This window comes from Halomonas sp. 11-S5 (assembly GCF_029889825.1).
GTDB lineage: Bacteria > Pseudomonadota > Gammaproteobacteria > Pseudomonadales > Halomonadaceae > Halomonas.
On record NZ_JARANW010000015.1, the window covers coordinates 47,413 to 66,946 of the forward strand.

The 19,534-nt window shown below is 62.9% G+C and carries 27 protein-coding genes; all 27 read right to left on the reverse strand.

Features of this window, described 5'->3' with window-relative positions:
- Positions 1–69: 69 nt before the first annotated feature.
- Positions 70–1,401 (reverse strand): preprotein translocase subunit SecY, encoded by a 1,332-nt coding sequence (gene secY / locus OP497_RS11415; protein WP_280548438.1) that lies wholly within the window; start codon positions 1,399–1,401, stop codon positions 70–72.
- Positions 1,402–1,836, reverse strand: a complete 435-nt coding sequence (gene rplO / locus OP497_RS11420) for a 50S ribosomal protein L15 (protein ID WP_280548440.1) — start codon at positions 1,834–1,836, stop codon at positions 1,402–1,404.
- Between the two features lie 3 nt (positions 1,837–1,839).
- Complete coding sequence (gene rpmD, locus OP497_RS11425) at positions 1,840–2,022, reverse strand: 50S ribosomal protein L30 (protein ID WP_280548441.1); 183 nt, start codon at positions 2,020–2,022, stop codon at positions 1,840–1,842.
- A gap of 5 nt (positions 2,023–2,027) precedes the next feature.
- Positions 2,028–2,528 carry a 30S ribosomal protein S5 gene (rpsE, locus tag OP497_RS11430; RefSeq protein WP_280548442.1) on the reverse strand — a complete coding sequence of 167 codons (501 nt, stop codon included), beginning with the start codon at positions 2,526–2,528 and terminating at the stop codon, positions 2,028–2,030.
- A gap of 11 nt (positions 2,529–2,539) precedes the next feature.
- Complete coding sequence (gene rplR, locus OP497_RS11435) at positions 2,540–2,890, reverse strand: 50S ribosomal protein L18 (protein WP_280548443.1); 351 nt, start codon at positions 2,888–2,890, stop codon at positions 2,540–2,542.
- A 9-nt stretch (positions 2,891–2,899) separates the two neighbouring features.
- On the reverse strand, positions 2,900–3,430 hold the full coding sequence (gene rplF, locus OP497_RS11440; RefSeq protein WP_280548444.1) for a 50S ribosomal protein L6: 531 nt from the start codon (positions 3,428–3,430) through the stop codon (positions 2,900–2,902).
- 9 nt (positions 3,431–3,439) lie between these two features.
- Positions 3,440–3,832 carry a 30S ribosomal protein S8 gene (gene rpsH / locus OP497_RS11445; protein WP_151442454.1) on the reverse strand — a complete coding sequence of 131 codons (393 nt, stop codon included), beginning with the start codon at positions 3,830–3,832 and terminating at the stop codon, positions 3,440–3,442.
- A 32-nt stretch (positions 3,833–3,864) separates the two neighbouring features.
- Positions 3,865–4,170: a 30S ribosomal protein S14 gene (gene rpsN / locus OP497_RS11450; protein WP_280548451.1), complete on the reverse strand. Its 306-nt coding sequence runs from the start codon at positions 4,168–4,170 to the stop codon at positions 3,865–3,867.
- Between the two features lie 10 nt (positions 4,171–4,180).
- Positions 4,181–4,720 (reverse strand): 50S ribosomal protein L5, encoded by a 540-nt coding sequence (gene rplE / locus OP497_RS11455; RefSeq protein WP_280548452.1) that lies wholly within the window; start codon positions 4,718–4,720, stop codon positions 4,181–4,183.
- 18 nt (positions 4,721–4,738) lie between these two features.
- Entirely contained in the window at positions 4,739–5,053 is a 315-nt protein-coding gene (gene rplX, locus OP497_RS11460) for a 50S ribosomal protein L24 (RefSeq protein ID WP_280548453.1), read from the reverse strand.
- A gap of 14 nt (positions 5,054–5,067) precedes the next feature.
- On the reverse strand, positions 5,068–5,439 hold the full coding sequence (gene rplN / locus OP497_RS11465) for a 50S ribosomal protein L14 (protein WP_040183127.1): 372 nt from the start codon (positions 5,437–5,439) through the stop codon (positions 5,068–5,070).
- A 52-nt stretch (positions 5,440–5,491) separates the two neighbouring features.
- A complete protein-coding gene (gene rpsQ / locus OP497_RS11470) occupies positions 5,492–5,752 on the reverse strand; it encodes a 30S ribosomal protein S17 (protein WP_280548455.1) in 261 nt (86 codons plus the stop codon).
- Position 5,753: 1 nt separating this feature from the next.
- Complete coding sequence (gene rpmC / locus OP497_RS11475; RefSeq protein WP_040183129.1) at positions 5,754–5,945, reverse strand: 50S ribosomal protein L29; 192 nt, start codon at positions 5,943–5,945, stop codon at positions 5,754–5,756.
- A complete protein-coding gene (rplP, locus tag OP497_RS11480) occupies positions 5,945–6,358 on the reverse strand; it encodes a 50S ribosomal protein L16 (protein ID WP_280548488.1) in 414 nt (137 codons plus the stop codon). Before rplP ends, rpmC begins: the two co-directional genes overlap by 1 nt.
- Positions 6,359–6,373: 15 nt before the next feature.
- On the reverse strand, positions 6,374–7,072 hold the full coding sequence (rpsC, locus tag OP497_RS11485) for a 30S ribosomal protein S3 (RefSeq protein ID WP_280548490.1): 699 nt from the start codon (positions 7,070–7,072) through the stop codon (positions 6,374–6,376).
- 11 nt (positions 7,073–7,083) lie between these two features.
- A complete protein-coding gene (rplV, locus tag OP497_RS11490; RefSeq protein ID WP_280548492.1) occupies positions 7,084–7,416 on the reverse strand; it encodes a 50S ribosomal protein L22 in 333 nt (110 codons plus the stop codon).
- Positions 7,417–7,434: 18 nt separating this feature from the next.
- Positions 7,435–7,710: a 30S ribosomal protein S19 gene (gene rpsS / locus OP497_RS11495; RefSeq protein WP_089714455.1), complete on the reverse strand. Its 276-nt coding sequence runs from the start codon at positions 7,708–7,710 to the stop codon at positions 7,435–7,437.
- Between the two features lie 33 nt (positions 7,711–7,743).
- Positions 7,744–8,574 carry a 50S ribosomal protein L2 gene (gene rplB / locus OP497_RS11500; protein WP_280548495.1) on the reverse strand — a complete coding sequence of 277 codons (831 nt, stop codon included), beginning with the start codon at positions 8,572–8,574 and terminating at the stop codon, positions 7,744–7,746.
- Positions 8,575–8,591: 17 nt separating this feature from the next.
- The gene (gene rplW, locus OP497_RS11505; protein WP_280548497.1) at positions 8,592–8,888 is read right to left on the reverse strand and encodes a 50S ribosomal protein L23; all 297 of its coding nucleotides are present in this window, start codon (positions 8,886–8,888) and stop codon (positions 8,592–8,594) included.
- On the reverse strand, positions 8,885–9,493 hold the full coding sequence (gene rplD / locus OP497_RS11510) for a 50S ribosomal protein L4 (protein WP_280548500.1): 609 nt from the start codon (positions 9,491–9,493) through the stop codon (positions 8,885–8,887). Before rplD ends, rplW begins: the two co-directional genes overlap by 4 nt.
- A gap of 14 nt (positions 9,494–9,507) precedes the next feature.
- Positions 9,508–10,146, reverse strand: coding sequence for a 50S ribosomal protein L3 (gene rplC, locus OP497_RS11515; RefSeq protein ID WP_280548502.1), 639 nt, complete (start codon positions 10,144–10,146; stop codon positions 9,508–9,510).
- A gap of 162 nt (positions 10,147–10,308) precedes the next feature.
- Entirely contained in the window at positions 10,309–10,620 is a 312-nt protein-coding gene (rpsJ, locus tag OP497_RS11520) for a 30S ribosomal protein S10 (protein WP_280548504.1), read from the reverse strand.
- A gap of 163 nt (positions 10,621–10,783) precedes the next feature.
- The gene (gene tuf / locus OP497_RS11525) at positions 10,784–11,977 is read right to left on the reverse strand and encodes an elongation factor Tu (RefSeq protein WP_280548506.1); all 1,194 of its coding nucleotides are present in this window, start codon (positions 11,975–11,977) and stop codon (positions 10,784–10,786) included.
- 29 nt (positions 11,978–12,006) lie between these two features.
- Complete coding sequence (gene fusA / locus OP497_RS11530) at positions 12,007–14,127, reverse strand: elongation factor G (RefSeq protein WP_280548507.1); 2,121 nt, start codon at positions 14,125–14,127, stop codon at positions 12,007–12,009.
- Between the two features lie 60 nt (positions 14,128–14,187).
- Positions 14,188–14,658 (reverse strand): 30S ribosomal protein S7, encoded by a 471-nt coding sequence (rpsG, locus tag OP497_RS11535; RefSeq protein ID WP_040183143.1) that lies wholly within the window; start codon positions 14,656–14,658, stop codon positions 14,188–14,190.
- A 119-nt stretch (positions 14,659–14,777) separates the two neighbouring features.
- Positions 14,778–15,152, reverse strand: coding sequence for a 30S ribosomal protein S12 (gene rpsL, locus OP497_RS11540; RefSeq protein ID WP_071943783.1), 375 nt, complete (start codon positions 15,150–15,152; stop codon positions 14,778–14,780).
- A gap of 154 nt (positions 15,153–15,306) precedes the next feature.
- Positions 15,307–19,524: a DNA-directed RNA polymerase subunit beta' gene (rpoC, locus tag OP497_RS11545; protein ID WP_280548511.1), complete on the reverse strand. Its 4,218-nt coding sequence runs from the start codon at positions 19,522–19,524 to the stop codon at positions 15,307–15,309.
- Between the last annotated feature and the right edge of the window lie 10 nt (positions 19,525–19,534).

Sequence of the window (19,534 nt, forward strand, 5' to 3'; positions counted from 1 at the left end):
CATCTCCAAAGTTGGCTCGCGCCGCGAGCCGAAACCCAGCTCGCGGCGCACCAAATCGCCAGCGGCGCCTCAGCGCATGATGCCGCCGCTACCGTAGCCTTTCAGGTTAGACTTCTTCATCACCGACTCGTACTGGTTCGACATGAGGTGCGATTGCACCTGGGCCATGAAATCCATGATGACCACTACCACGATCAACAGTGAGGTACCGCCGAAGAAGAACGGCACGTTCCAGGCCACGATCAGGAACTGAGGCATCAGGGAAACCGCAGTGATGTAGAGGGCACCGAACAAGGTCAGACGGGTCATGACCTTGTCGATGTAGCGAGCGGTCTGCTCACCAGGGCGAATACCCGGCAGGAAGGCCCCTGACTTCTTGAGGTTGTCAGCGACATCCTTGGGGTTGAAGACCAGCGCTGTGTAAAAGAAGCAGAAGAATACCACCGCCGCACCGAAAAGCAAGATGTACAGTGGCTGCCCCGGACCCAAGGCCTGGGACGCACGCTGCAGCCATTCCATGCCTTCGCCGGCACCGACCCACTGTCCGAGTGAAGCCGGGAACAGCAGGATACTCGAGGCAAAGATCGCCGGAATCACGCCCGCCATGTTGACCTTGAGTGGCAGGTAGCTGCTCTGACCGGCATACATCTTGTTGCCGACCTGGCGACGTGGATAGTTCACGGTGAGGCGGCGCTGGCCACGCTCGATGAAGACCACGAAGGCCACGGTGGCCACGCCCAGCACGGTGAGGGCCAGTAGCGGCAGCACGTTCCAGGCACCCTCGTTGCGGGCCAGCTCGAAGGCCTGCCCCACGGCACCCGGCAGACCGGCGACGATACCGGAGAAGATAAGCAGCGATATGCCGTTGCCGATGCCCTTCTCGGTGATCTGTTCGCCCAGCCACATCAGGAACACCGCCCCGGTGACGAAGGTCACGATGGCAGTGAAGTAGAAGCTGAAGTCGGCCGTGTAGGCGATACCCTGGCTGGCCAGGCCCACCGACATGCCGGTGGCCTGGACCAGGGCCAGCAGCACGGTGCCGTAGCGCGTGTACTGGCTAATCTTGCGGCGGCCGGCCTCACCTTCCTTCTTCAGCTGCTCGAGCTGCGGCGAGACAGCGGTCATCAACTGCATGATGATCGACGCTGAGATGTAGGGCATGATGCCCAGCGCCATGATACTCATGCGCTCCAGGGCGCCCCCCGAGAACATGTTGAACATGCCCAGGATGGTACCCTGCTGCTCCCTGAACAAGGCAGCAAGCTGGTCAGGATTGATACCGGGAACGGGGATGTGGGCACCGATACGGTAGACCACGATGGCGAGAAGCACGAAGCGCAGACGCGCCCAGAGTTCACCCAGACCGCTGCCCATCGCCGGCATGTTTCCTGACTTGGCCATTTAGTCCTCTACCTTGCCGCCGGCGGCTTCGATCGCGGCACGGGCACCCTTGGTGACCTTGATGCCGCGGACCGTGACCGCCTTGTTCAGTTCGCCGGACAGGATCACCTTGGCATGCTTGGTGGCATCCTTCAGCACGTTGGCTTCCTTGAGGGTGTCCAGGGTGACGTCGTCACCGGCGACCCGACCCAACTCGGCCAGGCGGACTTCCTGGGAAACCAGCGACTTCGCGGACGTGAAGCCGAACTTGGGCAGGCGCCGCTGCAGCGGCATCTGACCGCCCTCGAAACCGGGCTTCACGCTGCCGCCGCTGCGCGACTTGAGGCCCTTGTGGCCACGGCCGCCGGTCTTGCCCAGACCGGAGCCGATACCACGGCCGACGCGCTTCTCGGCGTGCTTGGAGCCCGGTGCCGGGCTCAGACTATTGAGTTTCATGGATTACTCTCCCTCAACTCGCACAAGGTAGTTGACCTTGTGGATCATGCCGCGGACGGCAGGGGTGTCTTCCAGTTCAACCGTGTGACCGATGCGACGCAGGCCGAGGCCCTTCATGGTGGCCTTGTGCTTGGCCAGTACGCCGATGGTGCTGCGGGTCTGGGTAACCTTGATCGCTGCTGACATGGTGCTTATCCCGTGATCGCTTCGACAGGCAGACCGCGCTTGGCGGCCACGTCTTCCGGCGACTGCAGGGAGGCCAGACCATTGACGGTCGCCCGCACCACGTTCACCGGGTTGGTGGAGCCGTAGCACTTGGCCAGGACGTTGTGCACGCCGGCCAATTCGAGCACGGAGCGCATGGCACCGCCGGCGATGATCCCGGTACCCTCGGAGGCGGGCTGCATGTACACCTTGGAGGCGCCGTGACGGGCCTTGACCGGGTACTGCAGAGTGCCACTGGTGAGGTTCACCTTGACCATGTTGCGACGCGCCTGGTCCATGGCCTTCTGGATCGCTACCGGCACTTCACGCGCCTTGCCGCGACCGAAACCCACACGACCGTTACCGTCACCCACGACGGTCAGGGCGGTAAAACCGAAGATTCGGCCACCCTTGACCACCTTGGCGACACGGTTGATCTGCACGAGCTTTTCCTGCAGATCGCCGCTTTGCTGTTCGTTCTTCGCCATCGTAAAACCCTTTAGAATTCCAGGCCGCCTTCACGAGCGGCGTCGGCCAAGGCCTTCACACGACCGTGGTACTTGAAGCCGGCACGATCGAAGGCCACCTGGGTGATGCCAGCCTGCTTGGCGCGTTCGGCAATCATTGCGCCCACCTTGGCGGCGGCGTCGGCATTGCCGGTCGCCCCCTCACGCAGGACCTTGTCCAGCGTGGAAGCGCTGGCGAGGACCTTACCACCATCCGGCGAGATGATCTGCGCATAGATGTGGCGGGGGGTACGATTGACGCACAGGCGATGCACGCCCAGCTCGCGGATCTTGGCGCGAGCACGGCGGGCACGACGGAGACGAGATTCTTTCTTCGCGTTCATAACCCTGCCTTACTTCTTCTTGGCTTCTTTGCGACGCACCTGCTCGTCGGCGTACCGGACACCCTTGCCCTTGTAGGGCTCGGGCGGACGGAAGGCGCGGATTTCCGCAGCACACTGGCCGAGCTGCTGCTTGTCCGCGCTTTTCAGCACGATAACGGTGTTCTTGGGCGTTTCCGCCGTGACACCTTCAGGCAGCGTGTAGTCGACCGGGTGCGAGAAGCCCAGTGTAAGATTGAGCGTCTGGCCCTTGGCCTGGGCACGATACCCGACGCCGATGATTTCGAGGCTCTTGGTGAAGCCCTCGCTGACACCGGTGACCAGGTTCTGGACCAGGGCACGGGTGGTACCGACCATTGCCCAGCTCTTCGCGGACTCGCTCGGCTGGAAGGTCAGCTGCCCCTCTTCCTGGCCGATCACCACATCAGGGTGAACGGTCTGGGAAAGAGAGCCCTGGCTGCCCTTGACGGACAGCTGGTCACCGTCGAGCTTGACCTCGACGCCTGCGGGCAATTTGACCGGATATTTGGCTACGCGGGACATTCCAAACTCCTAGAATACGGTGCAGATGACTTCACCACCAACACCCGCCTGACGCGCCGCACGATCGGTCATCACCCCATTGGAGGTAGTGACGATGGCAACGCCCAGACCTTCGGCGACCTTCGGCAGCGCATCCTTGCCCTTGTACTGGCGCAGGGACGGCTTGGAAACTCGCTGCAGGTGCTCGATGACCGGCTTGCCCTCGAAGTACTTGAGGGTCACGGTCAACTCGGGCTTGGCGGTTTCGCTGACGGCGAAGTCGCTGATGTAGCCCTCTTCCTTCAGCACGCGGGCCACCTCGACCTTGAGCTTGGAGGACGGCATGGAAACCGTCTCCTTGGTGGCCATCTGCGCATTGCGGATACGAGTGAACATATCCGCCAGAGTGTCTTGCATGCTCATTTACGTTGCGCTCCTGATGATTCTACGTGGCGTTACCAGCTGGACTTCTTGAGTCCGGGCACATCGCCACGCATGGCGGCTTCACGCAGCTTGTTGCGGCCGAGGCCGAACTTGTTGTAGTAGCCGTGCGGACGACCCGTGATGCGGCAGCGGTTGCGCTGACGTACCGGGCTGGAGTTGCGCGGCAACTGCTGCAGCTTGAGCTGCGCGTCGAAGCGCTCTTCGTCAGAAGCGTTGACGTCCTGGATGACCGCCTTGAGCTCGGCGCGCTTGGCGGCATACTTCGCCACCAGCTTGGTGCGCTTGAGCTCGCGCTCTACCATGCTTTTCTTTGCCATGATCCCACCCTTATTTCTTGAACGGGAAGTTCAACGCGCCGAGCAGCGCGCGACCTTCATCATCGGTTTTGGCGGTGGTAGTGATGGTGACATCCAGACCACGGACTCGGTCGATCTTATCATACTCGATCTCCGGGAAGATGATCTGCTCACGCACCCCCATGGAGTAGTTGCCACGACCGTCGAAGGACTTCGGGTTGAGACCACGGAAGTCACGAACGCGGGGGATCGCGATATTCACCAGGCGATCGAGGAAGTCCCACATGCGCTCGGAGCGCAGGGTCACCTTGATCCCGATCGGCCAGCCTTCACGCACCTTGAAGCCCGCGATGGACTTGCGTGCCTTGGTCACCAGCGGCTTCTGACCGGAGAGCTTCTCCAGGTCGCTGATGGCGTTGTCGATCAGCTTCTTGTCGCTGGTCGCTTCGCCGATACCCATGTTCAGGGTCACCTTGGTGACCCGCGGTACCTGCATCACGTTGGCGTAGCTGAACTGCTCGTGGAGTTGAGCCACCACCTCGTTTTGATAACGTTCTTTCAAGTTCGCCATTTTGCTATCCGACTCGCGTTAGGCGTCGATCTGCGACTGCGTCGACTTGTAGATACGTACCTTGGTACCGTCTTCCTGAACCTGGAAGCCGACGCGATCCGCCTTGCCGGTCTCCTGGTTGAAGATGGCCACGTTGGACGCGTGAATCGGTGCCTCGCGCTCGACGATACCGCCTTGGTTGCCCGCCATCGGGTTGGGCTTGGTGTGACGCTTGATCATGTTCACACCGGACACCACGAAGCGGTTTTCGAGAACCCGCTTGATGGTACCGCGCTTGCCCTTGTCCTTGCCGGCGATGACGATCACTTCATCGTCACGTTTGATTTTTTGCATATCCGCCTCGCTCCTTACAGCACTTCAGGCGCCAAGGAAATGATCTTCATGAACTTTTCGTTGCGAAGCTCACGCGTCACCGGCCCGAAGATACGGGTACCGATCGGCTGATCGTTGGTGTTGTTCAACAGCACAGCCGCATTTCCATCGAAGCGGATCAGCGAACCGTCGTTACGACGGACGCCACTACGGGTGCGAACCACCACCGCCTTGAGGACCTGGCCTTTCTTGACCTTGCCACGCGGAATGGCTTCCTTCACCGTGACCTTGATGATGTCACCGACGCGGGCGTAGCGGCGGTGGGAACCGCCCAGCACCTTGATGCACTGCACCCGGCGCGCTCCGCTGTTGTCAGCGACATCCAGCATTGTCTGAGTCTGAATCATCGGTTTTCTCCAAACCTAATCTGACTGCACTGGCTTGACCGGCGTGGGCCGATCAACCCTTGGCCTGTTCGACGACTTCGACCAGGGCCCAGGCCTTTTTCTTCGACAGCGGACGGCATTCCTGGAGGGACACCGTGTCGCCGGCCTTGGCCTGATTCGCCTCGTCGTGGGCGTGCAGCTTGGTGGAGCGCTTGACGTATTTGCCGTAGATCGGGTGGCGCTCACGACGCTCGATCATCACAACGATGGACTTATCCATCTTGTCGCTCACCACCTTGCCGGTGAGCGTACGGGCTTTTTTCTCTTCGGCCATCTCAGTCACCTGCCTTCTCGTTGAGCACAGTCTTCACGCGGGCAATGTCCCGACGAACCTGCTTGAGCAGATGAGTCTGGCTCAGCTGACCGGTGGCCTTCTGCATGCGCAGGTTGAACTGCTCGCGGAGGAGTTCGAAGAGCTGCTCTTGGAGCTGCTCGGCTGACTTCTCACGAATTTCCTGGGCTTTCATCACATCACCGTCCGTTTCACAAAGGTGGTGGAGACCGGAAACTTCTGGGCAGCCAGGCCAAAGGCCTCGCGGGCCAGCTCCTCGGAAACGCCTTCGATCTCGTACAGGACACGACCCGGCTGGATCTGCGCGACCCAGTACTCGACTGAGCCCTTGCCCTTACCCATCCGGACTTCCAGCGGCTTCTTGGAAATCGGCTTGTCCGGGAAGACACGGATCCAGATCTTGCCGCCACGCTTGACGTGACGGCTGATCGCACGACGACCGGCCTCGATCTGACGGGCGGTGACGCGGCCCCGGCCAGTGGCCTTAAGGCCATACTCGCCGAAGCTCACCTTGCTTCCACGATGCGCCAGGCCACGGTTGCGGCCCTTCTGCATCTTGCGGAACTTCATACGCTTAGGTTGTAACATCGACTCGCTCTCCCCTTACCTGGAACCTTTCTTCTTGGAGGGCGCGGCCTGCGGCTGTTTCGCCTTGGCGCGGACCTCCTCGATGCCCCCGAGGATTTCACCCTTGAAGACCCAGACCTTGACACCGATGATGCCGTAGGTGGTCTTGGCTTCGTAGGTGGCGTAGTCGATGTCCGCGCGCAGCGTATGCAGCGGGACACGACCTTCCCGATACCATTCGGTACGGGCGATTTCCGCGCCGCCGAGGCGACCGGACAGCATCACCTTGATACCGCCGGCGCCCAGGCGCATGGCGTTCTGCACGGACCGCTTCATGGCACGGCGGAACATCACGCGACGCTCGAGCTGGCCGGCGATATTCTGCGCGACGAGCTTGGCATCGAGTTCCGGCTTGCGGACTTCCTCGATGTTGACGTGCACGGGCACACCCATCATCGCGGTGACGTCGCGACGCAGCCGGTCGACATCTTCGCCCTTCTTGCCGATCACGATGCCCGGGCGGGCGGTGTGAATGGTGATGCGGGCGTTATTGGCCGGGCGCTCGATGATGATGCGACTCACGGACGCATTCTTCAGGCGCTCTTCCAGAAAGCGACGTACTTCGAGGTCGCTGTTCAGCTTGTCGGCATAGGCGCCGCGCTCGGCATACCACACCGAGGTATGGTCCTTGACGATACCCAGGCGAATGCCTGTTGGATTGACTTTCTGACCCATCTGGTCGACTCCTACTTCTCGGCTACCTTGACGGTGATGTGGCAAGTGCGCTTCAGGATGCGGTCCGCACGGCCCTTGGCGCGCGGACGGATGCGCTTGAGCGTCATGCCCTCATCGACGCAGATGGTCGAGACACGCAGCTCGTCGATATCCATGCCGTCGTTTTCTTCCGCATTCGCGATGGCGGACTGCAGCACCTTCTTGACCAGCTTCGCGGCCTTCTTCGGGGAGAAGGTCAGCAGGTCGAGCGCCTCGGCGACCGGTTTATCGCGCACCTGGTCAGCCACCAAACGGGCCTTCTGGGCGGATAAACGAGCGCCACGCAGCTTTGCTGTGACTTCCATCTCTCAATCCTCTCTGGCTTACCGTTTGGCTTTCTTGTCCGCCACATGACCGCGGTAGAGGCGGGTAGCAGCGAATTCGCCCAGCTTGTGGCCAACCATTTCCTCGGAAACGTGCACCGGGACGTGTTGGCGACCGTTATGGACAGCAATGGTGAGCCCGACCATGTTGGGCAGGATCATCGAACGACGCGACCAGGTCTTGATCGGTTTGCGGTCGCTCTTCTCCACTGCAGTCTCAACCTTCTTCAAAAGATGAAGGTCAATAAAGGGACCTTTCTTCAGTGAACGTGGCACAGCCGTTACCTCTTGATGTCTTGGCGTTGGATCTTATTTCCGGGCCTTGCGGCGACGGATGATCAGCTTGTCGGTGCGCTTGTTCTTGCGGGTCTTGTGGCCCTTGGTGGGGATGCCCCACGGAGACACCGGATGACGCCCACCGCTGCTGCGGCCTTCGCCGCCGCCGTGCGGGTGATCCACCGGGTTCATGGCCACGCCGCGAACGGTCGGGCGCACCCCTCTCCAGCGCTTCGCACCGGCCTTGCCAAGCTGACGCAGGCTGTGCTCGGAGTTGCTCACTTCGCCCAGGGTCGCGCGGCACTCGGACAACACCTTGCGCATCTCGCCGGAGCGCAGACGCAGGGTGACGTAGTTGCCTTCGCGAGCGACCAGCTGGGCGCTGGTGCCGGCGCTGCGTGCAAGCTGGGCGCCCTTGCCGGGCTTGAGCTCGATGCAGTGCACGGTGGAACCCAGCGGGATGTTGCGCAGCGGCAACGCATTGCCTTTCTTGATCGGCGCGTTGACACCGGACTCGAGACGATCGCCGGCACTCACGCCCTTGGGCGCGATGATGTAGCGACGCTCGCCATCGAGGTACTTGAGCAGGGCAATGTGTGCGCTGCGGTTCGGGTCATGCTCCAAGCGCTCGACGGTGGCCGGGATGCCATCCTTGGTGCGCTTGAAATCGATGATCCGATAGTGATGACGGTGACCACCGCCCACGTGGCGGGTGGTGATGCGACCGTAGTTGTTACGGCCACCGGACTTGGACTGCTTCTCGAGCAACGGCGCGAAGGCGCGGCCCTTGTGCAGTTCCTCGCCAACGATCTTGACGACGTGGCGACGACCGGCGGATGTGGGTTTAGTCTTGACGATTGCCATGATCCGTACTCCTGCCCTTATTCGGCGCCAGAGAAGTCTTCAAGCGTCTCGCCGGCGGCCAGTGTCACGTACGCCTTGCGATAACCCTTGCGCTGACCCAGACCCTGCGCGGTGCGCTTGGTCTTGCCCTTCATGTTCAACACCTGAACACGGTCGACCTTCTTGCCGAACAGCTCCTGCACGGCAGCCTTGATCTCGGGCTTGGTCGCGTCGCCTGCCACCTTGAACACGTACTGGTTGCGCTCGGCGGCCATGGCGGCCTTCTCGGTCACGTGCGGACCGAGCAGAACCTTGAATACACGTTCCTGGTTCATGCCAGCTTCTCCTCGAATTTACGCAGAGCGGAGACGGTGACCAGCACCTTGTCGAAGGCGACCAGGCTCACCGGATCAGCGGCGGCGACGTCCACCACATCCACGTTGGGGATGTTGCGGGCTGCAAGGTACAGGTTCTCGTCGACTTCCTCGGTGACGATCAGCACCTTCTCCAGGCCCAGCTCCACGAGCTTGGCAACCAGCTGCTTGGTCTTGGGGGCCTCGACGGCGAAGCCATCAACGGCCACCAGGCGCTCCTGGCGAACCAGCTCGGAGAGGATCGAGCGCATGGCCGCACGGTACATCTTGCGATTGACCTTCTGGGAATGGTCCTGCGGACGGGCCGCGAAGGTCACGCCGCCGCCACGCCAGATCGGCGAGCGGATGGTACCGGCACGGGCACGACCGGTGCCCTTCTGGCGCCACGGCTTCTTGCCGCCGCCACGCACGTCGGAACGGTTCTTCTGGGCACGAGTACCCTGGCGACCACCGGCCAGATAGGCGGTGACGACCTGGTGCACGAGGGCCTCGTTGAATTCTTTGCCAAAGGTGGCATCGGATACTTCAACAGTACCGGCGCCTGCACCTGCAAGATTCAGATTCATCGGTAAGTTCCCCTTCAGCCTGCTTTGACGGCGCTGCGCACGATGACATCACTGCCGGTGGCACCGGGTACGGCACCCTTGATCAGCAGCAGATTGCGTTCGGCGTCGACACGGACGACTTCCAGGCTCTGCACGGTGCAGCGAACATTGCCCATCTGGCCGGCCATCTTCTTGCCCTTGAATACGCGGCCCGGCGTCTGGCACATGCCGATGGAACCCGGCGCGCGATGCGACAGGGAGTTACCGTGGGTGTTGTCCTGGGTGCGGAAGTTCCAGCGCTTGACGGCGCCCTGGAAACCCTTGCCCTTGGAGGTACCGGTCACGTCGATCATCTGACCAGCTTCGAAGAGGGATACGGTGAGTTGGCCACCCACTTCCGGAGCTTCATCACCGTCGGAAAGGCGAAACTCCATCAGTGAACGACCGGCCTCGACACCTGCCTTGGCGAACTGCCCGGCCTGGGCTTTCGACAGATGCTTGGCCTTGCGGGAGCCGGTGGTCACCTGAACCGCGGCGTAGCCGTCGGACTCGACAGACTTCACGCGCGTTACGCGGTTGGGATCAACCTCGATCACGGTCACGGGCACGGATGCGCCGTCTTCGGTGAAGACGCGGGTCATCCCGGCCTTCCTACCGACTAAACCGATAGTCATTCTCAGTCTCCTATAGTGTACGGGGCTATCACCCGCTATGGCTGCCCTTTCCAGAGCATTCCACTAGCACGTTGTATGACGCCATCCCGGCGTGGCGGCTGCTGCTTGGCGCTGCATTTGGTGTACAGACCAGGCGCTGGGCCGCGAGTGACTAGTGTGGTGTCAGTCGAGCTTGATCTGCACGTCCACGCCGGCGGCGAGGTCGAGCTTCATCAGGGCATCAACGGTCTTTTCGGTGGGCTCGACGATATCGAGCACCCGCTTGTGGGTACGAATCTCGTACTGATCGCGCGCGTCCTTGTTGACGTGCGGAGAGATCAGCACGGTAAAACGCTCGCGATTGGTCGGCAGAGGAATCGGACCACGGACCTGGGCGCCGGTACGCTTGGCGGTTTCTACGATCTCCGCGGCGGACTGGTCGATCAGGCGATGGTCGAAAGCCTTCAACCGAATGCGAATCTTCTGGTTCTGCATTTGCCCTAACTCCAATGGAATCTGACGGCGCGAGCCGTCAACCCACGCATTCAAAGGATGCGCATTATAGGCACGCCAGCGACGAGAGTCAAACACTCGCTTGCGGTGCGCAGAAAGGGGGCTCCTGGTGGAGCCCCCTTCGTTCGATCAAGCCGCGAGACGCTTACTCGACGATCTTGGCCACGACGCCAGCGCCGACGGTACGGCCGCCTTCACGGATGGCGAAGCGCAGGCCGTCATCCATGGCGATCGGGGCGATCAGGGTGACAACCATCTTGACGTTGTCGCCCGGCATGACCATCTCGACGCCTTCCGGCAGCTCACAGGTACCGGTGATGTCGGTGGTACGGAAGTAGAACTGCGGACGGTAGCCCTTGAAGAACGGCGTGTGACGACCACCCTCGTCCTTGGACAGCACGTACACCTCGGCCTCGAACTTGGTGTGCGGGGTGATGGTGCCCGGCTTGGCCAGGACCTGACCACGCTCGACGTCGTCACGCTTGGTGCCGCGCAGCAGGGCGCCGACGTTCTCACCGGCACGCCCTTCATCGAGCAGCTTGCGGAACATCTCGACGCCGGTCACGACGGTCTTGACGGTGTCCTTGATACCGACAATCTCGACTTCCTCGCCGGCCTTGACCACGCCGCGCTCGACACGGCCGGTGACCACGGTGCCACGGCCGGAGATGGAGAACACATCCTCGATCGGCATCAGGAACGGCTGATCGATGGCGCGCTCCGGCTCCGGGATGTAGTCGTCCAGGGCCTTGATCAGGTTGGCCACGGCGGTGGTGCCCATGCCGTTGTCGTCCTTGCCTTCCAGGGCCATCAGGGCGGAACCGGTGATGATCGGGGTGTCGTCACCCGGGAAGTCGTACTCGTCGAGGAGTTCACGGACTTCCATCTCGACCAGCTCGAGCAGCTCCTCGTCGTCGACCATGTCGGCCTTGTTGAGGAACACGACGATGTACGGCACGCCAACCTGGCGAGACAGCAGGATGTGCTCGCGGGTCTGCGGCATGGGGCCGTCGGCGGCAGACACGACCAGGATAGCGCCGTCCATCTGGGCGGCACCGGTGATCATGTTCTTGACGTAGTCGGCGTGCCCCGGGCAGTCGACGTGCGCGTAGTGACGCGACTCGGACTGGTACTCGACGTGAGAGGTGGCGATGGTGATGCCGCGCTCACGCTCTTCCGGCGCATTGTCGATGGCGTCGAACTCGCTCCAGTCACCACCGAACACCTCGGCGGAGACGCGAGTCAGGGCCGCAGTCAGCGTGGTCTTGCCGTGGTCGACGTGACCGATGGTGCCGACGTTGACGTGCGGTTTGGAACGTTCAAATTTTGCCTTAGCCACTGCTATAACCTCTTTACGTTAGCTAACGGTTAACCGTTCTGGTTGATGACGGCTTCAACGACGCTGGACGGCGCCTCTTCGTAGTCCGCAAACTCCATCACGTAGCTTGCGCGCCCCTGGGTCTGAGAGCGCAGGTCGGTTGCGTAACCGAACATCTCAGCCAGAGGTACCGTGGCGCGGATGACCTTGCCCATGGAGGAGTCATCCATGCCCTGGACGAGGCCACGACGGCGGTTCAGATCGCCCATGACGTCACCCATGAACTCTTCGGGGGTCACGACCTCGACCTTCATCACCGGCTCGAGGAGCACGGCCTTGGCCTTCTTGGCGCCCTCCTTGACCGCCATGGAAGAGGCAACCTTGAACGCGGTCTCGTTCGAGTCCACGTCATGGTAGGAACCGTCGAACAGCGTGACCTTGACGTCAATCATCGGATAGCCCGCGATGACACCGTTCTTCAGCTGCTCGTAGGCCCCTTTCTCGACGGCCGGCACGTATTCCTTGGGAACCGCACCACCAACGATCTCCGAAACGAACTTGAAGTACATGTCCTCGTCGTCGCCCTTGTCCTCTGCGGTCAGCGGCTCGATGCGCAGATGCACATGACCGTACTGGCCGCGACCGCCGGACTGGCGAACGAACTTGCCTTCCTGCTCGACCTTGGCGCGGATGGTCTCGCGATAGGCCACCTGCGGCTTGCCGATATTGGCCTCGACCTTGAACTCGCGACGCATGCGATCGACGAGGATGTCGAGGTGAAGCTCACCCATGCCGGAAATGATGGTCTGGCCAGTCTCCTCATCGGTGCGGACCTGGAAGGAGGGGTCTTCCTGGGCCAGCTTGCCCAGCGCCACGCCCATCTTCTCCTGGTCGGCCTTGGACTTCGGCTCAACGGCCACGGAAATGACCGGATCCGGAAACTCCATGCGCTCGAGCACGATCTTGTCGTTCAGGTCGCACAGAGTGTCACCGGTGGTGACATCCTTCAGGCCGATACAGGCGGCGATGTCGCCGGCCAGCACTTCCTTGATCTCTTCGCGTGAGTTGGCATGCATCTGAACGATACGACCGACACGCTCCTTCTTCTCCTTCACGGAGTTGTAGATGCTGTCGCCCGACTTCAGCACGCCCGAATAGACGCGAATGAAGGTCAGGGTGCCGACGAAGGGGTCGGTGGCGATCTTGAAGGCCAGCGCCGAGAAGGGGGCGCTATCGTCCGCCTCGCGGGTGGCGATGGTGCCGTCCTTGTCGTCCAGCTCACCCTCGATGGCCTTGACCTCGGTGGGTGACGGCATGTACTCGATGACGCCGTCCAGCACGGCTTGGACGCCCTTGTTCTTGAACGCCGAGCCGCAGGTGACCAGCACGATCTCGTTGTCCAGGGTACGGCGACGCAGGCCGGCCTTGATCTCCTCGGTGGAGAGCTCGCCCCCCTCGAGGTACTTGTCCATCAGCTCCTCGGACGCCTCGGCGGCCGCCTCGATCATCTCCTCGCGGTACTTCTCCGCGGTCTCCTGGAGCTCGGCGGGGATATCGACCAGGTCGTAGTTCATCCCGAAGTTTTCTTCATCCCAGAGAATGGCCTTCATCTGGATGAGATCGATGACGCCCTTGAACTCGTCCTCGGTGCCCCAGTTGATCTGGATCGGCACGGCGTTGGCGCCGAGACGCTCCTTGAGCTGTTCGACGACCATGAAGAAGTCGGCGCCGGTGCGGTCCATCTTGTTGACGAACACCATGCGCGGGACTTCGTACTTGTTGGCCTGACGCCAGACGGTCTCGGTCTGCGGCTGGACGCCAGACGAGCCGCACAGCACCACCACGGCACCGTCGAGCACGCGCAGCGAACGCTCCACCTCGATGGTAAAGTCGACGTGCCCGGGGGTGTCGATGATGTTAATGCGATGCTCATCGAACTGCTTGTTCATGCCCTGCCAGAAGCAGGTGGTCGCGGCGGAGGTGATGGTGATACCACGCTCCTGCTCCTGCTCCATCCAGTCCATGGTGGCAGCGCCCTCATGGACCTCGCCGACCTTGTGGGACAGGCCGGTGTAGAACAGGACGCGCTCGGTGGTGGTGGTCTTGCCGGCGTCTACGTGTGCAACGATACCGATGTTGCGGTAGCGCTTTAGCGGAGTCTTGCGAGCCACGTTGGAACTCCCCGTTGATTGGCGATGCGTAGCAGAGGGCTACGCTCAGAAGCGGTGCACTTAGAACCGATAGTGAGAGAAGGCCTTGTTGGCTTCTGCCATGCGGTGCACGTCTTCCCGCTTCTTCACGGCCGAGCCCTTGCCTTCGGCGGCATCGAGCATCTCGCCGGCGAGGCGCAGCACCATGGTCTTCTCGCCACGGCGACGGGCCGCATCGACCAGCCAGCGCATGGCCAGCGCATGACGGCGCGAGGGGCGAACTTCCACGGGCACCTGATAGGTCGCGCCGCCGACGCGGCGGGACTTGACCTCGACCATGGGCTGGATGGCTTCCAGCGCCTTGTCGAAGATCTCAAGCGGCTCTTCCTTGCTACGCTCGGCAACCCTGTCCAGCGCACCATAGACGATACGCTCAGCGACGGACTTCTTGCCGCCGATCATCAGGTGGTTCATGAACTTCGCCAGGCGCTCACTTCCGAACTTGGGATCCGGCAGGATCTCGCGCTTGGCCGCAACTCTTCTTCTAGGCATGATAAGCCCTCTGTCAAGGATCCTTCAGGTAAACCCGAGACTCCTGCCGGCGGCAGCGCTCGACCTTACTCTTATCAGACCGTGCTCAAAATGGGGTGACTGCTGCGTACCGCGGCCGGTCAGACCTTCGGACGCTTGGTGCCGTACTTGGAACGGCCCTGCTTACGGTTCTGCACGCCGGAGGTGTCCAGGGCGCCACGCACGGTGTGATAGCGCACACCGGGAAGGTCCTTGACACGGCCGCCGCGGATCAGGACCACGGAGTGCTCCTGGAGGTTGTGGCCTTCACCGCCGATGTACGAGGAGACCTCGTAGCCGTTGGTCAGACGAACACGGCACACCTTGCGCAGTGCAGAGTTCGGCTTCTTCGGGGTGGTAGTATAGACGCGGGTGCAGACGCCGCGCTTCTGCGGGCAGGCCTGCAGCGCAGGCACGTCGCTCTTGGCGGCCTGGCGCTTGCGCGGCTTGCGCACGAGCTGATTGATCGTTGCCATGGTGTGTAGCTGACTCCAATGGGTTGCCTTGCCTTGCCCAGCGGGTGCGAGCGCACCCGCCCCACTGTTAAAGGCTGCGCATTCTAATGGCTGACACGGCGCGTCGTCAAGCACCGCGCCTCCGCGGGGGAGGCGCGGTGCCGCGACACGGGCGTCAGATCTCGTCGTCGTCCGAGTCCAGCGCGGTGAGCTGGGCGCCCAGCTCCTGCTCGACCTCGTAGGCCGACGGGTGGAGCAGCCGCTCGGCGTCTTCACGCTTGCGGCGACGCTCCGCGTGGTGAGTCAGACCGGTACCGGCCGGGATCAGGCGTCCCACCACCACGTTCTCCTTCAGGCCGCGCAGGTAGTCGCGCTTGCCGGTGACTGCCGCCTCGGTCAGCACCCGCGTGGTCTCCTGGAAGGAGGCCGCGGAGATGAACGACTCGGTGGCCAGGCTGGCCTTGGTGATCCCCAGCAGCAGCCGCTGGTACTTGGCCGGGAACTTCTCTTCCTTCTCCAGGCGCGCGTTCTGCTCGAGCACGCGGACCAGTTCGGCCTGATCGCCCGGGATGAAGTCGCTGTCGCCGGCGTCGGAGATCTCCACCTTGCGCAGCATCTGACGCACGATCACCTCGATGTGCTTGTCGTTGATGCCCACGCCCTGCAGGCGGTAGACGTCCTGCACCTCGGTGGTGATGTACTTGGCCAGCTCGGCGATGCCCAGCAGCCGCAGGATGTCGTGCGGGTTGCTCGGACCGTCCGAGATCACCTCGCCCTTCTCGACCGACTCGCCCTCGAAGACCGCGATCTGGCGCCACTTCGGGATCAGCATCTCGAAGGGATCCCCGTCTTCCGGGGTAATGGCCAGGCGCCGCTTGCCCTTGGTCTCCTTGCCGAAGCTGATCACGCCGCTGATCTCGGCAAGGATCGCCGGCTCCTTCGGCTTGCGCGCCTCGAACAGGTCGGCGACGCGCGGCAGACCCCCGGTGATGTCCTTGTTGCCGGTGGCTTCCACCGGGATACGCGCCACCACTTCGCCGACGCCGATCTTCGAGCCATTGTCGACGGTGATGATCGCCTTGCCGGGCAGCGGGTACTGCACCGGCGTGTCGGAACCGGAAACGGTGACTGGCGCACCGGCGGCGTCGGTCAGCAGGACCATCGGGCGCTTGTCGCGGCCGGCCATGGGACGTGCCGCCGACTCGATGACCTCGATGGAGGAGAGGCCGGTCATCTCGTCCACGCTGCGGTGCATGGTGACGCCCTCGTCGAGGTCGCTGTACTGCACCTGCCCCTCGGCCTCGACAATGATCGGGTGGGTGTGCGGGTCCCACTTGGCCACGGCCTGGCCGGCCTCGACGCTGTCGCCGTCACGCACGTCCAGCTCGGCACCGTAGGGCAGCTTGTAGTACTCACGCTCGCGGCCGTGATCGTCGGCCACGGCCAGGGCGCTGGAGCGGGACACCACCACCAGTTTGCCGTCGCTGCGCTCGACGTGCTTGATGTTGTGCAGGCGCACCTTGCCGCCGTGCTTGACCTGGACGCTGTCCACCGCGGAGGCCCGGGAGGCCGCCCCGCCGATGTGGAAGGTGCGCATGGTCAGCTGGGTGCCCGGCTCGCCGATCGACTGGGCGGCGATGACGCCCACGGATTCGCCGATGTTGACCTGGTGGCCACGCGCCAGGTCGCGACCGTAACAGGACGAGCAGACGCCATGAGCGGTTTGGCAGGAGATGGTGCTGCGCACCACGATCTCGTCGACCCCCATGGTGTCGAGTTCCGCACACCACTTCTCGTCGAGCAGGGTGCCACGCGGAATGAGCACATCCTCGCCATTCGGGTCCAGGACATCCTGGGCCACCACCCGACCCAGCACACGCTGGGCCAGGGAGACGATGATGTCGCCGCCCTCGATGACCGGGTGCAGTGTCAGGCCGCGCTCGGTGCCGCAGTCGGGCTCGGTGATCACCATGTCCTGGGCCACGTCGACCAGGCGACGGGTCAGGTAACCGGAGTTGGCGGTCTTGAGTGCCGTGTCCGCCAGACCCTTGCGCGCGCCGTGGGTCGAGATGAAGTACTGGAGGACGTTCAGGCCCTCGCGGAAGTTGGCGACGATCGGGGTCTCGATGATCGAGCCATCCGGCTTGGCCATCAGGCCGCGCATGCCCGCCAGCTGACGGATCTGGGCGGCGCTACCCCGGGCCCCGGAGTCGGCCATGATGAACACGCTGTTGAAGGAGTCCTGCTCGACCTCCTTGCCATCGCGGTCCACCACGGTCTCCTTGGAGATCCCGGCCATCATCGCCTTGGCGACCTGGTCGTTGGCCCGGGCCCAGATGTCGATGACCTTGTTGTACTTCTCGCCGGCGGTGACGAGACCGGAAGAGAACTGGTCCTCGATCTCCTTCACCTCGTCCTCGGCGGCCTCGACGATCTCGGCCTTGGCGTCCGGGATGACGAAGTCGTTGACGCCGATGGAGGCGCCAGACCAGGTGGCCAGTCGGAAGCCGGTGTACATCAGCTGGTCGGCGAAGATCACCGTCGGCTTGAGGCCGGCGCGGCGATAGACCTCGTTGATCAACCTCGAGATGGCCTTCTTCTTCATCGGCTGGTCGACCAGCGCGAAGGGCACGCCCTCGGGCAGGATGCGGAACAGCAGCGCACGGCCCACGGTGGTGTCGTAGAGGCGGCGGTGGTCGCTCCTCTCGCCGGTCTCCTCGTCGATATCCACCTCGTCGAGGCGCACCGTGACGCGGGCATGCATCGACACGCTCTGGGTGCCGAAGGCGCGCTCTACCTCGTCGAGGCCGGAGAACACCATGCCCTCGCCCTTGTCGTTGATGCGCTCGCGGGTCATGTAATACAGGCCCAGCACCACGTCCTGGGACGGCACGATGATCGGCTCGCCGTTGGCCGGTGACAGCACGTTGTTGGTGGCCATCATCAGCGCGCGGGCCTCGAGCTGGGCCTCCAGGGTCAGCGGCACGTGCACCGCCATCTGGTCACCGTCGAAGTCGGCGTTGTAGGCGGCACACACCAGCGGGTGCAGCTGGATCGCCTTGCCCTCGATCAGTAGCGGCTCGAAGGCCTGGATGCCGAGGCGGTGCAGAGTCGGGGCGCGGTTGAGCAGCACCGGGTGCTCGCGGATGACATCGGCGAGGATGTCCCACACCTCCGCCGTCTCGCGCTCGACCATCTTCTTGGCGGCCTTGATGGTGGAGGCATAGCCGAGGCTCTGCAGCTTGGAGTAGATGAACGGCTTGAACAGCTCCAGCGCCATCTTCTTGGGCAGGCCACACTGGTGCAGGCGCAGGGTCGGGCCCACGGTGATCACCGAGCGGCCTGAGTAGTCGACGCGCTTGCCCAGCAGGTTCTGGCGGAAGCGGCCCTGCTTGCCCTTGATCATGTCGGCCAGGGACTTCAGCGGGCGCTTGTTGGACCCCGTGATGGCCCTGCCGCGGCGGCCGTTGTCGAGCAGGGCGTCCACCGACTCCTGCAGCATGCGCTTCTCGTTGCGCACGATGATGTCCGGCGCATTGAGGTCGAGCAGCCGCTTGAGGCGGTTGTTGCGGTTGATCACGCGACGGTACAGATCGTTGAGGTCCGAGGTCGCGAAGCGGCCACCGTCCAGCGGCACCAACGGGCGCAGGTCCGGCGGCAGCACCGGCAGCACCTCCATGACCATCCACGCCGGGTCGTTGCCGGAGCCCTGGAAGGCCTCCAGCAGTTTGAGGCGCTTGGAGAGCTTCTTGATCTTGGTCTCGGAGTTGGTCTGCGGGATCTCCTCGCGCAGGCGACCGATCTCCTCCTCGAGGTCGATGTCCTTGAGCAGCGCCTGGACGGCCTCGGCCCCCATGCGGGCGTCGAAGTCGTCGCCGAACTCCTCGAGGGCCTCGAAGTACTGCTCGTCATTGAGCAGCTGGCCGCGCTCGAGAGTGGTCATGCCCGGATCGATGACCATGAAGCTCTCGAAGTAGAGCACGCGCTCGATGTCACGCAGGGTCATGTCCAGGAACATGCCGATGCGCGACGGCAGCGACTTGAGGAACCAGATGTGGGCGACCGGGCTTGCCAGCTCGATGTGGCCCATGCGCTCGCGGCGCACCGCCGCCTTGGTGACCTCGACGCCGCACTTCTCGCAGATGATGCCGCGGTGCTTCATGCGCTTGTACTTGCCGCACAGGCACTCGTAATCCTTCACCGGGCCGAAGATCTTGGCACAGAACAGGCCGTCCCGCTCCGGCTTGAAGGTGCGGTAGTTGATGGTCTCGGGTTTCTTGACCTCGCCGAACGACCAGGAGCGGATCATCGCCGGCGACGCCAGCGTGATCTTGATGGCGTCGAACTCGTCGGCCTGAGACTGCGATTTGAGGACTTTCACCAAATCTTTCATTGGGAGGCTC